This is a genomic window from Arcticibacterium sp., from assembly GCF_055134445.1.
Genome location: NZ_JBSRVI010000135.1, coordinates 40,875 through 57,578, shown reverse-complemented (window position 1 = coordinate 57,578; position 16,704 = coordinate 40,875). Strand labels below are relative to the sequence as shown.

Below are 16,704 nucleotides of genomic sequence, written 5' to 3'. Positions count from 1 at the left end.
CGAAAGGGTTCGTGCTTTTTATATACCCCAAGCCGTCAATACCAAACTTCTTCCAGAATCGGCGTTTCGGTGTTCGCAGAGATAAATACCCTGCCAAGTACCTGTATTTAAACGGCCTTTGGTAATGGGGATTTGTACAGAGTTGCCCAATAAAGAAGCTTTTATGTGTGCAGGCATGTCGTCGGCTCCTTCGTAATTATGCTCGTAATAGGGGGCATTCTCTGGAACCATGACATTTATATGTCTTTCAAAATCCCTTCTCACAGAAGGATCCCAATTTTCGTTTAATGTCAAAGATGCAGATGTATGCTTTATGAAAACTTGAAGAATACCTGCGTCAATTTCCTTTATTTCTGGGATGCCTCTTACGATGGAATCTGTAATTAAATGAAAACCCCTGCTATGGGGTTTCAATGTTATTTCTTTTTGAAATGTTTTCATTTAGAGAAATTAAGAACAGTTTCAATAAACTCTTTTGGCTTAGTGGCATGCACCCAATGGTTGGCACCCGCTATCTCTATCATTTCGGCATTGACGTATGTCTCTCTAATTTTTTCAATGTCTCCATCTTTGATATAGTTAGATTCTGACCCTTTGATGAAAAGAACCGGCTTTAAGATTTTTCTATCTGGCATTATTTCTTCTCCTACGTTGTCAACCTCTTTGCTTAAAATAGAAACGTTTATTCTCCACGCAAAACCGTCATCTGTTCTATAAATGTTTTTTAGAATAAATTGTCTTTCACCTGGGTCGGTTACGTATTTCGAAAAAATCTCCTCCGCTTCTTTTCTGCTATTTAAGCTTTCAATTGGAATGGCATTTAAACCTTCCATGATAAGATCGTGATGGGTGGGGTAAGACTTAGGGCCAATGTCAACAATAATTAACTTCTCATAATTATCATATTTTTGAGCATAACTTAATGCTGTTTTTCCGCCCATAGAATGGCCCAAAATGATAGGATTTTCTATGCTCTCGGAAGTTATAAACTCCGCTAGGTCATCCGCCATGGCGTCGTAAGTATGTATATCAGAAGAGGGAGACTGGCCATGATTTCTGGCATCTAAGATATACACAGAAAGGTTGTTTTCTGCCAATACCTTGCTAACTGTGAAAAGATTATCAGAAGATCCTAAAAAGCCATGAAGAATTATAAGAGGTTTGCCCTCGCCTAATTTTCTAAAAAATAGTTTCATAAAATATTGTTGACTAGCTAAAGGGTGCAATTTAGTTCTTCATTGAATATTGTGCCAGATAAAGCTCGTGGGATTTGAATTAAACACAATCTTTAACCCTTAAAATGGCGAATTGGACTACTCATATCATTTAGCGTTTGATGTTTTCAGAGTTTTACTCCTAAATTGTTGTCATTCAAACCTATTGAGCCTTAACAAATGAAGTTTAAAAATGAAAAATTGCCCAAACTGGGCATATGGATGGCATTGCTTGCCGCTGGATTATTAACAGATTGTAAGAAGCCTTCTTCCTCCACTTTTGGAGGTTTAGACAAAGTCACAGACCAATTAGAGCTTTCAGACCAACCCAAGTTTACTGCAGAGGGTTACCTCATTGTTGAGCTGCCTAATGAGGTAGATACCACAAGTCTATATTGGAAAGGTGTCAATTTGACTCCGCAGCCACCGGTCTTACCATTAAGTGTAGCCGAAGAGCAGTCGCGATTTATTTTAATGGATGGTTATAAAATGACCCCGGTTTTAACAGAACCTCAAATAGAACAACCTGGAGCTATCTCTTTTGACGGTAACGGGAGAATGTATGTTTTAGAATTGCGAAGCTACATGCTGACAGCAGATTCAGAAGGTACGCTGGAACCAACTAGCGGTATATCTAGATGGGAAGACAAAGACAACGATGGCGTTTATGAAACAGGCGGTATGTTTGTTGATAAACTTGTTTTTCCACGTTTTGTGTTGCCTTTTGGGCCTGATGCTGTGCTAACCATGGAATCCAATCAAGATGTGATTTATAAATTCACGGACACAGACGGTGACGGGAAGGCCGACAAGAAGGAAGCTTTTACAGACAATTTTGGAAGGTCTGGAAATGTGGAACATCAGCAGGCTTTTTTGTACTGGGGAATGGATAATTGGCTTTACAGCACCGTCAATGCTTTTAGAATTAGATGGACACCCGATGGTGTAATTAGAGAAACCACAGGAAATAATAATGGACAATGGGGGGTTACCCATGACGACGACGGCAAGATGTGGTTTCAGGGTGGTGCAAGTGGCATTCCGTCACATTTTCAGTATCCGATTCATTTAGGCGATTACGACGTGAAGCGAAGTATAAGTCTGCAGGACGGCTTTGATATACCTTATGGGTCACCTGTGTATATTGCTGATATGCAGGGAGGTATGGCAGCTGTCCGCCAGCCAGATGGCTCACTAAATAGAGTTACGGGAGCGGCAGGGAATGATGTTTACAGAGGAGATAGGTTACCCCGAAACCTATATGGTCAGTATTTCTATGGCGAGCCAGTAGCCAGAATAGTAAGGCAAGTAAATGAGGTTAGAAAAGGTGGATTAGGCGAGCTTCAAAATGCTTATCAAAATCAGGAATCTGAATTCATTCGATCTACAGACCCGCTCTTTAGACCAGTGGATATGACGACCGCACCAGATGGCAGCATGTATATTACAGATATGTATCATGGCATTATTCAAGAAGGACAATGGACTCCAAAAGGCTCTTATTTAAGGGCTAAAATAGAACAGTATCAGTTGGACAAAGTGATAGGTTTAGGACGAATCTGGAGATTGTCACATGAGGAGATAGAGCGTGACAAAACGCAACCTAGAATGTTTAATGAAAGTTCTGCGGAATTGGTGAAACACTTGTCGCACCCAAATGGATGGTGGAGAGACAAAGCTCAGCAGCTTTTGGTTTTAAGACAAGACCAGTCTGTGGTGCCGGCTTTGGAAAATATAGCAAGAAGTAGTTTTAAGTTGGAGCCTCGTTTTCATGCTTTGTGGGTTTTGGAAGGTATAGGAGCTTTGAAACCTGAGCTAGTAAGAGAAATGATGGCTGATCCACATTATAGAATGAGAAATATGGCTCTTTATGTGTCGGAGTCTCTCTATAAAAAAAGGTGATAAAAGCTTTGCGGCTGATTATATCAGAATGACAAATGATGAAAGTGTGGAGGTGAAAATGAGGGCTTTAATGGTTGCAAAGCTTTTTGAAATCCCTGGAATTTTGGAAGCGGCTAAAAAAACTTTATCGTCAGATTCCTCTCTAGGAATAGAATTGGTGGTAGAAAGTATTATCAATCCTCCACAAACACAGTACTCTTATTTTGGTAAAAAGGATCCCAATCATTCGGACGAAGAGAAAGTAAGGATAGGCCAAGGTCAAAAAATATATAAAGAGTTATGTTCACAATGTCATGGGTCGGAAGGACGTGGAACACCGGTGGGTGATGGCCTTATGGCACCCTCTTTTGTAAGTAACCCTAATTTAAAAGGTCACTCAGACTATGTGGTCAAAACTATACTTAGAGGATTAACAGGAGAGATAGAAAACAAATCTTACGAAGGTGTCATTATGGTGCCAATGGCAGAAAATTCAGATGAATGGGTGGCTTCAGTAGCTTCTTTTATTCGTTTCTCTTTTGACAATAATGCTTCGCTAGTTACTACGGAAGATGTAGCTAAGGTTAGAAAAACTACAGCGAGTCAGAAGAGTGCTTATCAATATGCGGCCCTAAAAGCATCTGTTCCAGCGGAACTTAAGTTGGATTCCGATTGGAAAGTAACTGCGAGCCATGCCGTGGAAGTGCGTAAAGGAGGAACCGGCAAACCAGTGGGTGCTTTGACTTTTGAAGGTTGGTCTACGGGCGTTTCGCAAAAGCCAGATATGTGGTTTCAAATTGAATTTCCAGAAGTTGTTTTTCTGTCTGAAGTACAATTTAGTTCCCAAAGTATTCGTCAAGGGACTAGGGAAGAACGCCTTCCTTCCATAAAAACACATCCCCGGCAATTAGTGATAGAGACTTCTAAAGACGGTAAAAAATGGACAGAAGTATTCAAAGGAGCAGGCTCTGACAGCCCAAACATGATTCGCTTAAAAGAATCTGAAGGGAAGTTTTTAAGAATGAGACAAATAGGTAGCGATGAAAAAGGTACTTGGGCTATGAGCGAAATGAGGCTATTTGGGAAGAGGAGGGTGTAAGGAAATCATTCTCAGATTGTTTAGGTCCTTAGAAGTGGTAGGATGTATTAATGCACTGGATTATCCATATTTTGAAGTCAAAGAATGTGGTTTAAAGCTACTTGCAGTAAATATATTCCGCCATGCGGGTTTCTTATTTCAATAAGGTTTCGTAATTCTTTAATATTTCTCTTTAGCAATCAATGTAAAATTCTAACTATAAGTGTATACAGCTTAAATTTTGCCATAAAATAAAACAATTTTTGGATAAATAATTTGAGAAAAAAACTGACGTTAAATCTGTCAAAATTATCTCATTTTATATTTTAAAATTGAATTATGAAAATTACTTATTTAAGCTATGCATTGTTATTAGTCGGTTTATTAACCCAATGTTCAAAAAGTGAATTAAGTCCAGGGAATGAACATCAGGAACCTTTAGAAGTCAGCTTCCTGGGTGAAAGCCTCCAGTCTAGCAATGATTCTATTTCTGTTTCGGTTCATATTAGTCAGGTGGCTGCTAATCATGGGAGCATTTATGTTTCCTTAAGGGGCGATGTTGTTTATGAGGAAGATTTTATTACCATTCCTGCTATGATTGATGGATTTATGAAGATTGAATTACTTTCTGGTACCAAAACCGCAGAAATGAAGATTGTTCGACTTAAAAACCATGAATCTACTAAGAGTATACACTTAGAACTTTCAAACCCGAGTACTGGATTTAAACTTGGTGAAATCGCAGTTTCCAATCTGAAGATACATCATGCTGTTACGACCAAAAATCAGGTCAATTTCGAAAGAGCCGAGACTCAGCTATTCGATAACCAGTCTGAGGGTGTTGATCTCGAATTGGATCTGGTTCATAAAACCAGTAAAACGGAGCAAATGTCTATAGCGATTGTTAACTCAGAGGATTTTAAGTACGGGAAGCATTTTTTAACATCACCGGCTGCTGTTTTAAACGAACTAAGTCTTGTTATTGACCCAGGTGTTAATAAAATTTCGTTCAAAATAATTCCAATGGTAGGCAAAGTTGCGGTAGGCACCAAGGAAATTAGATTTAATATAAATGCAGTAAGCGACTTGGAAAAAGGTATTCTTTCTGAGACTGTTGTGAAAATTTTTGATGGAGATTTTCAGCCCGCTACATTTGGATTAGTTTCAGATTTAAGGTCAAGCTTTTCCACCCATGAAGAGGAGTGGTGGGTTTCAGATGACTATTATATTCAGGGTGTAGTATCTTCAGCAGGAAATACCTTTAATAATAAATCATATTATATTCAAGACGGTACTGGTGGCGTACTCTTTCAGTTTTCTACTCCACAAAAGTTAGTTTTAGGTGATAAAGTAAGAGTCAATTTAAAAGGTAGTACTGGATTAATAATAAACGGACAGAAAGCTTTTAAAGATGTTCTTGGTATACTGGGTAAAAAGCAGGCTGAAAATCAATTTGTAGCTCCTGAAGTAATTACCCTAGAACAATTAAAAACTGGAGCATTTGAAGGAAGACGTGTACGGATAAATAATGTTAAATTTCCGTTAGGCAATGGGGTCAGAACTTTTGCTGGAAATCAGGCCATTACATCAGGTTCTGTTAATGGCATAGTTACCACACATGCGGGGGCTTCCTTTAATAATGTAAAACTACCGGAAGGTACCGTGTCCATCATTGGAATTGTTGGTGACAATGGCCATATTCTTCCGCAGGATATTCAGAGCGACATTATACTGTAAAGAACTGTTGAGTGCGTTATTCGACAGAGAAAGAGGCTATCTCCAAAGTTATGGGATAGCCTCTTTTTGCTTGGACTCCTGCCTGCAAAAGATATGAAATTTCAAAGCTTGTGTTAGGCTTATGTCTTAGTCCTTTTTTACTTTACTGAAATAGCTAGTTCTTTTAGCTGAATTTCTGAAATTGCCGACGGAGAATCAATCATGACGTCTCTACCGCTATTATTTTTAGGGAACGCTATGAAATCTCTGATAGAATCTACACCGCCGAAAAGCGAACAAAGTCTGTCAAAACCAAAGGCTATTCCAGCATGTGGAGGTGCTCCGTATTCAAAGGCACTCATTAAGAAACCAAATTGGTTTTCTGCTTCCTCTGGAGTGAAACCTAGCAGGTCAAACATCCTTTGCTGAAGTGGTTTCTCAAATATTCTAACTGAACCACCACCTACTTCTGTGCCGTTTATAACCATGTCATATGCATTAGCACGTACAGCACCAGGGTCAGAGTTTATTAAATCCATGTCCTCAGGTTTTGGACTGGTAAACGGATGGTGCATGGCATGCCATCTGTTAGACTCCTCATCAAATTCCAATAATGGGAAATCTAAAACCCATAGTACAGAGAATTTACTAGGGTCGCGTAGTCCCAGTCTTTCACCCATTTCTAAACGAAGATCGTTCAATTGCTTTCTTACGGTATTAGTGTCTCCAGAAAGCATTAAAATCATATCACCAGGTTTGGCGTCAAATTTCTCTAAAATGGCTTTCTTGTCGTCCTCAGAATAGAATTTATCTGCAGAAGATTTCATAGTACCGTCTGCATTATATTTTAAGTAAACTAAACCTTTAGCACCTACTTGAGGTCTTTTTACCCACTCCGTTAATTGGTCAATCTCCTTTCTGGTATATTCTGCACATCCTGCTGCATTAATTCCAACTACTAATTCAGCGGCATCGAAAATTCCGAAACCTTTGTTTTGAACGAGGTCGTTTAGTTCTACAAACTTCATTTCAAAACGCGTATCTGGTTTATCCGAACCATAGTATTTCATGGCGTCTGCATAATCCATGCGTGGCACTTCTGCCAAATCTATATCCTTAACTATTTTGAAAAGGTGACGAATCAAACCTTCGAACATATTCAAGATATCTTCTTGCTCCACAAAAGACATTTCGCAGTCTATTTGTGTAAACTCAGGCTGCCTGTCGGCTCTTAAGTCTTCGTCTCTAAAACATTTAACTATTTGATAGTAACGGTCAAAGCCCGAAACCATCAGAAGCTGTTTGAAGGTTTGAGGAGACTGTGGCAAAGCGTAAAACTCGCCTTGGTTCATTCTACTTGGTACCACAAAATCGCGAGCACCCTCAGGCGTTGATTTTATTAAAACAGGCGTTTCCACCTCTATAAAGTCTTTATTGTCGAGGAAACTACGTGTAGCACTTCCTATTTTATGACGCAGTCTAAGTTTTTCTCTTACCGGATTTCTTCTTAAATCTAGGTAACGGTATTTCATTCTTAGCTCGTCACCGCCGTCAGTCTTGTCTTCAATTAAAAATGGAGGAAGTTTAGCAGGGTTTAAAACCTTGAAGTCTTCTACCAACAGTTCAATATCGCCTGTAGGGATATTGTCGTTTTTAGACTCTCTCTCCTTTACCGATCCTGTTATTTGTAAAACATACTCTCTTCCTACACCGCGGATACTATCTAAAATGGTTTGAGGGGTTACACCTTCCTCCACTATAAGTTGTGTAATGCCGTATCTGTCTCTTAAATCTACCCACATCATGCCACCTTTATCTCTGGTTTTTTGTACCCAGCCACAAAGCGTAACTTTTTCGTTGACATTTGAGATTCTTAACTCACCACAAGTATGCGTTCTTAACATTAGTCTGATATAAAATTTAGGGTTGCAAAATTAAGGAATTGAGCATAGAGGGACTATCAATTTTATACAAATTGTAAAATTGTAATCTTATTTAAGAGGATAGAAGACTCATTTCTATTTGGCTTTTGGCATCTGCCAATATTTCTTCGGCCGTAAGTCCATCAGGTTCAATAGGCCTTAAAGACGTATATGAAATAGGGGTAAAGGAAGTTAGAGGAAATACACCTGTGGGGTTGAAAACTCCTGTACCTTTTACCGCTATCGGAACAACTAAGGCGTTTGGGCATCTTTTCAATAAAACGGCCACACCGCCAACTTGAAAATCTTTGGGCTTGCCAGTTTTGGAGCGAGTACCTTCTGGGAAAATAGCCGCAGATAAATTATTTTCATGTATATATTTACCCAGCTTCGCAATTTCAATAACTGCTCTTTTGCCATCTTTACGGTCGATTAAAGCGGCTTTACCCACCCTTAAATTATAGGAAATGCTTGGAATACCTTTGGCCAATTCTTTTTTGGAAACAAAAAGTGGAGTATGCTGACGCCAAAACCAAATAATTCCAGGAATGTCAAACATGCTTTGATGATTAGCAATGAAAATGATAGGTCTATCTGTAGGTAGCGGATGGCTTTTGTGTGCTTTAGCTATGGAGCCCGTTAAAAACCAACCCTTTACAATAAAGAAGTTAAGCCAGTTAACCGATTTTTGATGAGCTTTAGCTCCAAAAACGTTGAAACAGAACCATTGTATGCCATGGAAAATAATGAGTATTATGGCGAAATAGGCCATGTAAACAACGCTCAAAATGTAATCCAGTACTTTTTTCATAGACATTTAGAATTGAAAGCAAAGATAATTCTTTGACCTGATTTATATCATGATACGACTCATCTATTATTACGTATCTTTGTATGATAATTGGATATAGCTGTTTAAAGCTTTTTTTAGGGCTATAACAATCATTTGAAGAATTTTCATTAACTTATTAATGTTAATTATATAACAAAAGACAAAATTTATGAAATTACCTGCTTCACGTATTGAAGTAATGAATTTTATAGGTCAGAAAATGGACGATATTATTGGTCAATTTCTGAAGCCTATTGATTCAAACTGGCAACCTTCAGATTTTTTACCAGAATCTGACTCGGAGGACTTTTTGACAGATATCAAACTTTTACAAGAAGAATGCAAAGAGCTCCCGTATGATTACATGGCTGTTCTAATAGGAGATACCATCACAGAAGAAGCCTTACCTACATATGAAGCGTGGCTTATGGGTTTAGACGGAGTAGATTCTGTAAACGACCCTCAGGGCTGGGCCAAATGGGTGAGATGGTGGACTGCCGAAGAGAATAGACACGGAGATTTGCTAAATAAGTATTTGTATCTCTCTGGAAGGGTGAACATGAAACAAATGGAAACCTCAACGCAGTATTTGATAGCCGATGGTTATGATATTGGCACGGGTGCAGACCCTTATAAGAACTTTATTTATACATCTTTTCAGGAATTAGCAACCAATATTTCTCATAGAAGAACAGCCTCTCTTTCTAAGCAATATGGCAACAAGACACTTTCTAAAATGTGTGGTGTAATAGCCGCGGATGAGTTGCGTCATTATAGAGCTTATAAATCTTTTGTTGGAAAAATATTTGAAATTGACCCATCAGAAATGATGATTGCTTTTGAAGATATGATGCGTAAGAAAATAGTTATGCCTGCTCATTTTCTTAGAGAATCTGGTGTGAAAATGGGAGACACTTTTGCTCACTTTTCTGATGCGGCTCAGCGTTTAGGCGTTTATACTACAATGGACTATATTGAGATTATGGAAGGTTTGATAGAGGACTGGAAAATTGAGAATATTACCAATATCTCTGAGCAAGCTGAGAGAGCTAGAGACTATATAGTTAAGCTGCCAGTTAGGTTAAGACGTTTGGCGGAAAGAAGTAAAGTACCTGAACTAGAGTACGAGTTTAGCTGGATAAGCAGATAAGCATTGTTTAGAGATTATTTTGAAAGTAGCGTTTAACGACGCTACTTTTTTTATGCCTTATATTTACATACTAAATTACCACTATGAACAAATTATTCTTTGTAGCTCTATTAGTACTAACAGGTTTAAAGTCTTTTAGTCAAAATTGGAATAAGGTGGATAGTCCTACACCAAATGCTAATGTGACCGATACGGTTTGGAGAAGTGGCTCTGTCCTTGTTTCGGATTATTATAAAAACCCAGCCAATAATAAGTTTGGTGTGGTGGTGAAATATGACAGCACAAATAACAGAGGTGCTTTTATATCTTTAAATGAGCCTGATGATTACTTTAATGAAGATGGCGATAGTACACGCGTAGGTTTAGTTCTTGCTACAGGTGGAAATCATGCTGCTTTAGTAGCAAATAATTATGCAAACTTCCATGAGTCTGTGGCAAATACCGATGTGCATAACAGTACTTCTGAGTTTAATTACTTCAGAGGCTTTCGTGAAGCTTATGGTTTCAGAGACGGTGGAGCTATGGCGAGGGCGGCCACGCTAAGACTTTCTGGATCGTTTGGAAACAATGGTAGAGCTTATTCTAATGATCAGTATGACCTTTTAAATCTTCGTTTCTTTACCGCTAATACACCAGGAAATTTGGCAAGTATCTCTAATTTCTATGCGGTCAGAATGGAAGACTTTAGAGGGGTTAATGTAGGTATGATAGAGAAAGGGTGGGGTATTTATATGAAACCGAAAGTGCTGAATAATTATTTTGGTGGTAAAGTGGGGATTGGTACGGATATGCCAACGACTGCATTAAGTGTGGTGGCAGACACTTTGGATCCTATTAGTCTCTCAGGACTTAAGGCAGATACTGCTAGGAGTGATATTGCTTTACTCAGTATTAACGGTGCTGGTGTGGTACATTCTAAGTCCTTACAGTCTTTAAATGAAAGTTTTGTTCAAGTGACGTCTGATACCACGCTTTCTGCTGGAACTTTCTTATACATTCATAAAGGCGGAAACGCGACTTACACGCTTCCATTGGCGAGCAGTAGGGTAGGTAAAACTTGGAAAATTGTGAATATAGGTAGCGGTATTATTACTTTTACATCGTCATTTTTTGAAGGGAGTGAAATGCGAAATACCCTTACAAATAAGGCTGGATTTTATAGTATTGAATTATTCTCTGACGGTGAAAATTATATAGCGATAAAGTAATGAATAGATTTTTCGGATTTTTGAATAAGCCCTATTTGGCACTCCTTTACACTTTGTTAATTCTTTTTCTTTGTGTTTTACCTAGTGAGGATCTACCAGGGGGAGATGTGGACGACAAGCTGGCCCACTTTTTGGCATTTGCTGGCATCTCTTTTTTGTGGCTATGGGTGTATGAACGTTATGTTTTGGTTATACTACTCTCTGCTTTTTTTGGATTGGTCATTGAGTTTATTCAGGGTGCTTTACCAGAAACCTTCCACAGGTCATACGATCTTTTAGACGCCAGAGCAGATGCTTTTGGCGTTGTAATTGGAGCACTATTATATTTTTTATTGCATAAAATATTGGACATAAAAAAAGGGAGCTAGGCTCCCTCTTAAAATTTTTATTTTGGTTTTATTTGCCTTCTACCCATTCCACCATTTCATTGTAAACGGCGTCTGAAGAACCTAAGTAACCTGTGCTTTTATGTTTTATTTTGCCTTCTCCATCTATACAGAATTTAGCAGGAATACCTTCTACACCATAAGCTAATGCGGTGTTATTGCCAATGTCTAAAGTTGGATTCAGGTATTGATACCCTCTTTTGTCCACAAAGTTTTGGACGTGTCCTTTCCATTGTTCTTCTGCCACTCTTTCGAAAGTATTGATAAACAAGAATTCTACATTGGGATTAGTGGCGAACTTCTCTTTAGCTCGTTTCATTCCAGGGAAAGAGCTAATGCAAGGCCCACACCATGTAGCCCAAAAGTCAATTATGACAGTTTTACCTCTCATTTCTGATAATTTCACTTTCTCACCTTTTAGATTTACTAAATCAAAATCTGGAGCAGGAGAACCTTCAATTCCAGCAGACTGCCTATCCATGGTTTGAACAAAAAGGTCTGCGAAATAATGTGTTTTGCCTTCCGTCTTTATCTTTTCTTTTAGCTCGTTTAGAAATTGCCCATCAAGCTCTGGAGTTAAAAAGTTATTGGCAGCTATAATTCCGCTAAGCGATGTTCCGAGTGCTGCTATCATAGGTTTAATAGTCTCCCTGTTATTATTAAGAGCCATTTGGAATTGGCCTCTTAAAGCTTCTTGCTCTTTGGCGTTCTTAGCATTTTGAAAATCGGTTTCTAAGGATTGACGTAGTTTTCCGAAATTCTGAACCTCGGTCATTATTTTATTGAAAGTTTCAATATTTGGAGACCCTGTTACAGTGTATTCAGGCATTTTGTCTGGTGATGCCATGCCATCTGCCGTTATTTCTAAGGTTTCTCCACCGTCAAGAATTAAACCTATTACTTGCTGCCCTTCCATATTTATCTGGTAGATGCCGGGTTCAGGAATAGTGGTGTTAAAACTAAATTTTAAATCTGGGCTAATGCTAGATGAATCTACTTTAGTAGGAATATTTCTTTCATTCATTCTTTCCAGATATACCTTGTCTACCAAATTACTTTTTATAGTACCGTTGATTATCAAAGGGAGGGATTCACTCTTTTTTGTCTCATTCGCATTATTTTGAGAATTACAAGAAAGGCTAACGAAGGCTAGAAAGAAAAAGGTGCCCGAAAAGAACTTAAGATGATGCTTTTTTATGGTCATTGTTTGCAAAGATCGATGAGAATAAATAACGTATAATTTATGGATACGTTCCAAAGGTAATATTTTCAATTAAATAAAAATGTGACTATAATGTTAAACGCCAACTTGAAATTTAGATTTTAAATTTTTCGATAAATATTTTACGTCTGTAGTTGATGGAGTGGCACTCTTAAAACTAGGAAGCAGGTTTTCTGTAAAAATTACCATTTATAGAAGTTGGTCATTGATTTATTAAAAAAATAACCAGTTTCAACTTAAATAAAATAGGTATTACATGATTCCCATCTTGCCCATTTGATAATCCCGCATAGCTTGAAGTATTTCGGTAGTGCTGTTCATTACAAAAGGTCCTTGGCTCACCACGGGTTCTTTAAGGGGTTGTCCTAAGCCTATAATAAAACGGCTGCTTTCTTGAGTTTCCACTTCAATGGAACCGGCTTCATTTCCAAATTCTATCAATTGATGGCCAATGGCCAACTTCCCATTGACAATAAGCTCTCCATCTAATACGTAGAAAAGGATATTACTTCCTTCTGGAATATCATAAGTGGTTTTACCCCCTTTCTCCGCAGTGATATTCATAATGGTTAAATCGGTTATGCTTTTGGCTATTCCAGATACTCCAGAGATTTCTCCAGAAATGATTTGAGTACTTACTTTTCCATCTTTGGAGTTTAACACAGGAATGTTCTCTTTTTGAAACCCTTGATAGTTTGGAGCAATCATCTTCAGTTTACTCGGAAGGTTCATCCAAAGCTGTATGATTTCCATTTTCCCACCCTCCTCTCGCATTTTAGCGGGAATGTTTTCTGAATGAACAATTCCTCTTCCAGCGGTCATCCATTGTACTCCACCAGGATTAATTTCAGAATTGAAACCTTGGCTATCGGCATGTTCTATAGAGCCTTCGTAAATAATAGTCAAAGTCTCAAAACCTCTATGCGGATGGGGTCCAAACGGCAAGCCTTGGTTAAATGCTTCGAAATTATGCGGACCATGATGATGTACCAATAAAAATGGGTCAATATCTGCAAACTCATTATTTGGCAGTGGCTGATACATATAATGTTCGCCGATTTTTTGACGCCCTGTGCTTACGATTCTTTTTATTTCTTTCATTGCAAAACACCGTTACCTTAATTTAAAAAATGAGGAAACAGTGTGTTAAATTTTAAAACTTCATTGGAACTTCTATAGCCAAAATTTTACTGTCTGTATGGGCTTTTATCTGAGATGTTTCAAACTCCCAGACACCTAAAGCGTCTCTTTTTTCAAGATTTTGATTCACTATATTGACAGAGCCTTCCAAGAGAAAGAAGTAGGTACCGTTTCCTTTATGATTAATGGAATAGGGAATTGTTTCTCCCGCCTTTATTTCGGCTAAAGAAAACCAAGCATCTTGATTTATTTTAACGCCAGAGTCATCCGTATTTGATGGAGATACAACTTTCTGGAATTTATTTTGTCTGTCTTCTAAATTGAAGAATTGTTGATCATAATTGGGCTTTATACCTTGCTCTTTGGGAAATACCCATATCTGAAGAAACTTGACAGGCTCATGACTGTTCTTGTTTTTTTCAGAATGCTCCACACCTGTACCAGCAGACATTATTTGCACTTCTCCTGTTTTTATAACCGCTTTATTGCCAATACTATCCTGATGCTCAAGTTCTCCCTCTAAAGGAATAGATACTATCTCCATATTATTATGTGGGTGTTTTGAGAATCCCATACCACCAGAAACATTATCATCATTTAGGACTCTTAATGCCCCAAAATGCATCCTTTCTGGGTTATGGTAGCCACCAAAACTAAAACTGTGATGAGAGTTTAACCAACCATGATTGGCTTGACCTCTACTTTCTGAAGAATGATATATGCTTTTCATTATTTATATTTAAATGTATTTAATGTTATAACATATATATCTAAATTTAGTTCACTTTAGAAACTAAAACCTATGGAGACTCCTCCATTCCAATTTCTTTTTGGTGATGGATTGAAATATCTGCTTCCAAAAGCATTAATGTCGTTTCCTAGACTGTAATCTTGGTTGAGTAGGTTTTCTCCTCCTGCATACACTTTAACTAGAAAGGCATTCAAGTTTTTCTTCCAACCGATTCTACTATTCAATAAGTAATAGGACTCAGAGAAAACGGTGTTTGCATTATTGAGTGGTATTTCATCTGTGAAGTTTAGATTGTTATTCCAGAAAATACCATTTGAAAGAACATAGTCAATGGAAATGTTAAAGGTCTTCTTAGGAACTGATGGGATAAGATTTCCATCAAAAACATCTTCTTGGTCTGTAAATTCTAGATACTCATAATTTTTAAGATCGGCAGATACTAAAAAGTTGAGCTTAGAAGCATTTGTAAAGGTCTTATGATATTGAACCAAAAATTCTAAACCTCTTTGGCTGGCCTTGCCAGCATTACTGAAAATATCTTCGTCGTCAATACTTCCTCTTACTATGGCGTCATTCATTAATAAAGTATAGGCATTGGCTTCATAGGAAAAACCAGCTCTTTGTCCCTTAAACCCTATTTCGTAATTGGTGCCAGACTCTGCGTTTAGTCTTGCGATATTAGCCAATGGGTGAAATATTGTAACGAATTCTTGAACGGTAGGAGGAGAGAAACCTCTACTGATGCTCCCGAAAACTGATAATGCTGGGTTAAATGATTTCAGAAGAGAAAGTCTTGGCATTATCGGTACGCCAGAAGATTCACTTTTAACTGTTAGACCACCTTCTCTTTCATAATTATAAGTTTGTTTGTTCAGGCTTAAACCTGTAGTAATGAAAATATTAGAAGGTAGTATTGTTTCAATTTGAGCAAATATGGAACTTTGGAATGCACCTACCTTTTCTTTGAACTGAACATTTCCTGTTACGCCGCCTTCGTTATCGTAAACATCAAAATCTGAATCTGTTTTTTGATATTCAAAACCAACAACAGCTTTGGCCTTTACCGAGTTTTCTGAAAGGATAATGACATTCTTATTTCTAGCCCCTATAGATTTTTGTTTTCTTTTTTCAAAGTTGGTGATGAAAGGATTCTGTAGGTTGGTGCCATTACCATATAAGGAAATAGTGGAGGTAAATCGCTCGGTAAATTTCATTTCCTGAGATAGTCCAATGGAGAATAGCTTCTGATAAATAGCTGCTTTTTGTTCTTGAGAGCTTGGTGTAAACTTGGTGGCAAGTCTAGCTGATTTTGGATTATCATTTTGTTGGTTTAAAGTAAGGCCACCAGGTGTCTGATAATATAGGTCTGCGTAAAAGCTATTTAGATGGACGGTGTATTTATCGGTAAGGAAAAGGCTGGTACGATAATTAAATACATCTCTCCTCATTTTGGAATGGTCTCTGTAACCATCTGTACCTGCGTGAGAGTATCCTAAATAGGTGTTGGTTTTTTCAGAAGCCGATGTAAAAGCCAGAGAACGGTTTTGTGTATTATAAGAACCAAAATGAGTGTTTAACTCTAGAGTATTTCTTTTCTTTTCTGTGGCTTTTGCCGATTTACCATCTAATAAAATAACGCCACCCATACCTGCTCCATAAATACTGGCTGAGGGTCCTTTAAGGATTTCCATACTGCCAAGAGCATTTATATCTAAAAGGTTAAAATAGGAAACGCCATTAGCGTCGGTGAATGGAATTTCATTCCAATAAACTTTCACGTTTCTGACACCAAAAGGAGAGCGAACAGAGCTGCCACGAATAGAAATTCTATAACTGCCAGGCGAACGTTCTTCCATCTTGATACCCGGATAAAGGTTCATGATTGGCAAAATGCCATTATTGTCAAACCTTTCAATGTCTTTAGCAGCTATAACATGAACTGGAGCAGCTACTTCCGAAATATTTCTATGAGACTCAAAAGCATTGACAGTAACGGGAGAAAGGCTTTGGGTACTGTCTGCCTTGTCTTGGGCTATTGAAGCATTAAAAATTAGAAGTAAAAAACTTGATATGATAATTCTCATTAATGAAAGACTAAATAAGGGATGATTGAATGTTGTAAAACTAATGAAATTGATAAGGTGATGTTCTAAAGGACTTAACAAATGGCCATATTAAGAGATGTTCATTTGGTTTGAGAAGAT

The 16,704-nt window shown here is 37.9% G+C and carries 14 protein-coding genes; 6 read left to right on the top strand and 8 right to left on the bottom strand.

Annotation, left to right across the window (positions count from 1 at the left end):
* Positions 1 to 18 precede the first annotated feature (18 nt).
* Together ACTBZY_RS17585 and ACTBZY_RS17580 are read right to left on the bottom strand one after the other, a co-directional pair.
* The gene (locus ACTBZY_RS17585; protein WP_463047663.1) at positions 19 to 441 is read right to left on the bottom strand and encodes a secondary thiamine-phosphate synthase enzyme YjbQ; all 423 of its coding nucleotides are present in this window, start codon (positions 439 to 441) and stop codon (positions 19 to 21) included.
* On the bottom strand, positions 438 to 1,196 hold the full coding sequence (locus tag ACTBZY_RS17580) for an alpha/beta fold hydrolase (RefSeq protein WP_463047662.1): 759 nt from the start codon (positions 1,194 to 1,196) through the stop codon (positions 438 to 440). Before ACTBZY_RS17580 ends, ACTBZY_RS17585 begins: the two co-directional genes overlap by 4 nt.
* A gap of 198 nt (positions 1,197 to 1,394) precedes the next feature.
* On the opposite strand from ACTBZY_RS17580, the gene ACTBZY_RS17575 reads away from it, so the two are divergent.
* The 3 genes from ACTBZY_RS17575 to ACTBZY_RS17565 all read left to right on the top strand — a co-directional run bounded on the left by ACTBZY_RS17575 (position 1,395) and on the right by ACTBZY_RS17565 (position 5,910).
* The gene (locus tag ACTBZY_RS17575; RefSeq protein ID WP_463047661.1) at positions 1,395 to 3,116 is read left to right on the top strand and encodes a DUF7133 domain-containing protein; all 1,722 of its coding nucleotides are present in this window, start codon (positions 1,395 to 1,397) and stop codon (positions 3,114 to 3,116) included.
* A 28-nt stretch (positions 3,117 to 3,144) separates the two neighbouring features.
* Positions 3,145 to 4,194, top strand: coding sequence for a c-type cytochrome (locus ACTBZY_RS17570; RefSeq protein ID WP_463047660.1), 1,050 nt, complete (start codon positions 3,145 to 3,147; stop codon positions 4,192 to 4,194).
* A 318-nt stretch (positions 4,195 to 4,512) separates the two neighbouring features.
* On the top strand, positions 4,513 to 5,910 hold the full coding sequence (locus ACTBZY_RS17565; RefSeq protein ID WP_463047659.1) for a DUF5689 domain-containing protein: 1,398 nt from the start codon (positions 4,513 to 4,515) through the stop codon (positions 5,908 to 5,910).
* Positions 5,911 to 6,047: 137 nt separating this feature from the next.
* On the opposite strand, the gene aspS is transcribed toward ACTBZY_RS17565, so the two are convergent.
* Both aspS and ACTBZY_RS17555 read right to left on the bottom strand, forming a co-directional pair.
* A complete protein-coding gene (gene aspS / locus ACTBZY_RS17560) occupies positions 6,048 to 7,793 on the bottom strand; it encodes an aspartate--tRNA ligase (RefSeq protein WP_463047658.1) in 1,746 nt (581 codons plus the stop codon).
* Between the two features lie 91 nt (positions 7,794 to 7,884).
* Positions 7,885 to 8,622 (bottom strand): lysophospholipid acyltransferase family protein, encoded by a 738-nt coding sequence (locus ACTBZY_RS17555; RefSeq protein WP_463047657.1) that lies wholly within the window; start codon positions 8,620 to 8,622, stop codon positions 7,885 to 7,887.
* A gap of 190 nt (positions 8,623 to 8,812) precedes the next feature.
* Here ACTBZY_RS17555 and ACTBZY_RS17550 point away from each other — a divergent pair, with 190 nt between their 5' ends.
* From ACTBZY_RS17550 to ACTBZY_RS17540, 3 genes are all read left to right on the top strand, one after another.
* Entirely contained in the window at positions 8,813 to 9,793 is a 981-nt protein-coding gene (locus ACTBZY_RS17550) for an acyl-ACP desaturase (protein WP_463047656.1), read from the top strand.
* 83 nt (positions 9,794 to 9,876) lie between these two features.
* Entirely contained in the window at positions 9,877 to 11,001 is a 1,125-nt protein-coding gene (locus tag ACTBZY_RS17545) for a hypothetical protein (protein ID WP_463047655.1), read from the top strand.
* Positions 11,001 to 11,369 (top strand): VanZ family protein, encoded by a 369-nt coding sequence (locus ACTBZY_RS17540; RefSeq protein WP_463047654.1) that lies wholly within the window; start codon positions 11,001 to 11,003, stop codon positions 11,367 to 11,369. The genes ACTBZY_RS17545 and ACTBZY_RS17540 overlap by 1 nt, the downstream gene beginning before the upstream one ends.
* 28 nt (positions 11,370 to 11,397) lie before the next feature.
* Here ACTBZY_RS17540 and ACTBZY_RS17535 read toward each other — a convergent pair whose 3' ends face one another.
* The 4 genes from ACTBZY_RS17535 to ACTBZY_RS17520 form a co-directional block, all read right to left on the bottom strand.
* Complete coding sequence (locus ACTBZY_RS17535) at positions 11,398 to 12,591, bottom strand: redoxin family protein (protein WP_463047653.1); 1,194 nt, start codon at positions 12,589 to 12,591, stop codon at positions 11,398 to 11,400.
* Positions 12,592 to 12,861: 270 nt separating this feature from the next.
* Positions 12,862 to 13,710, bottom strand: a complete 849-nt coding sequence (locus ACTBZY_RS17530) for a pirin family protein (protein WP_463047652.1) — start codon at positions 13,708 to 13,710, stop codon at positions 12,862 to 12,864.
* Positions 13,711 to 13,762: 52 nt separating this feature from the next.
* The gene (locus tag ACTBZY_RS17525) at positions 13,763 to 14,479 is read right to left on the bottom strand and encodes a pirin family protein (protein ID WP_463047651.1); all 717 of its coding nucleotides are present in this window, start codon (positions 14,477 to 14,479) and stop codon (positions 13,763 to 13,765) included.
* A 56-nt stretch (positions 14,480 to 14,535) separates the two neighbouring features.
* The gene (locus ACTBZY_RS17520; protein WP_463047650.1) at positions 14,536 to 16,584 is read right to left on the bottom strand and encodes a TonB-dependent receptor; all 2,049 of its coding nucleotides are present in this window, start codon (positions 16,582 to 16,584) and stop codon (positions 14,536 to 14,538) included.
* Between the last annotated feature and the right edge of the window lie 120 nt (positions 16,585 to 16,704).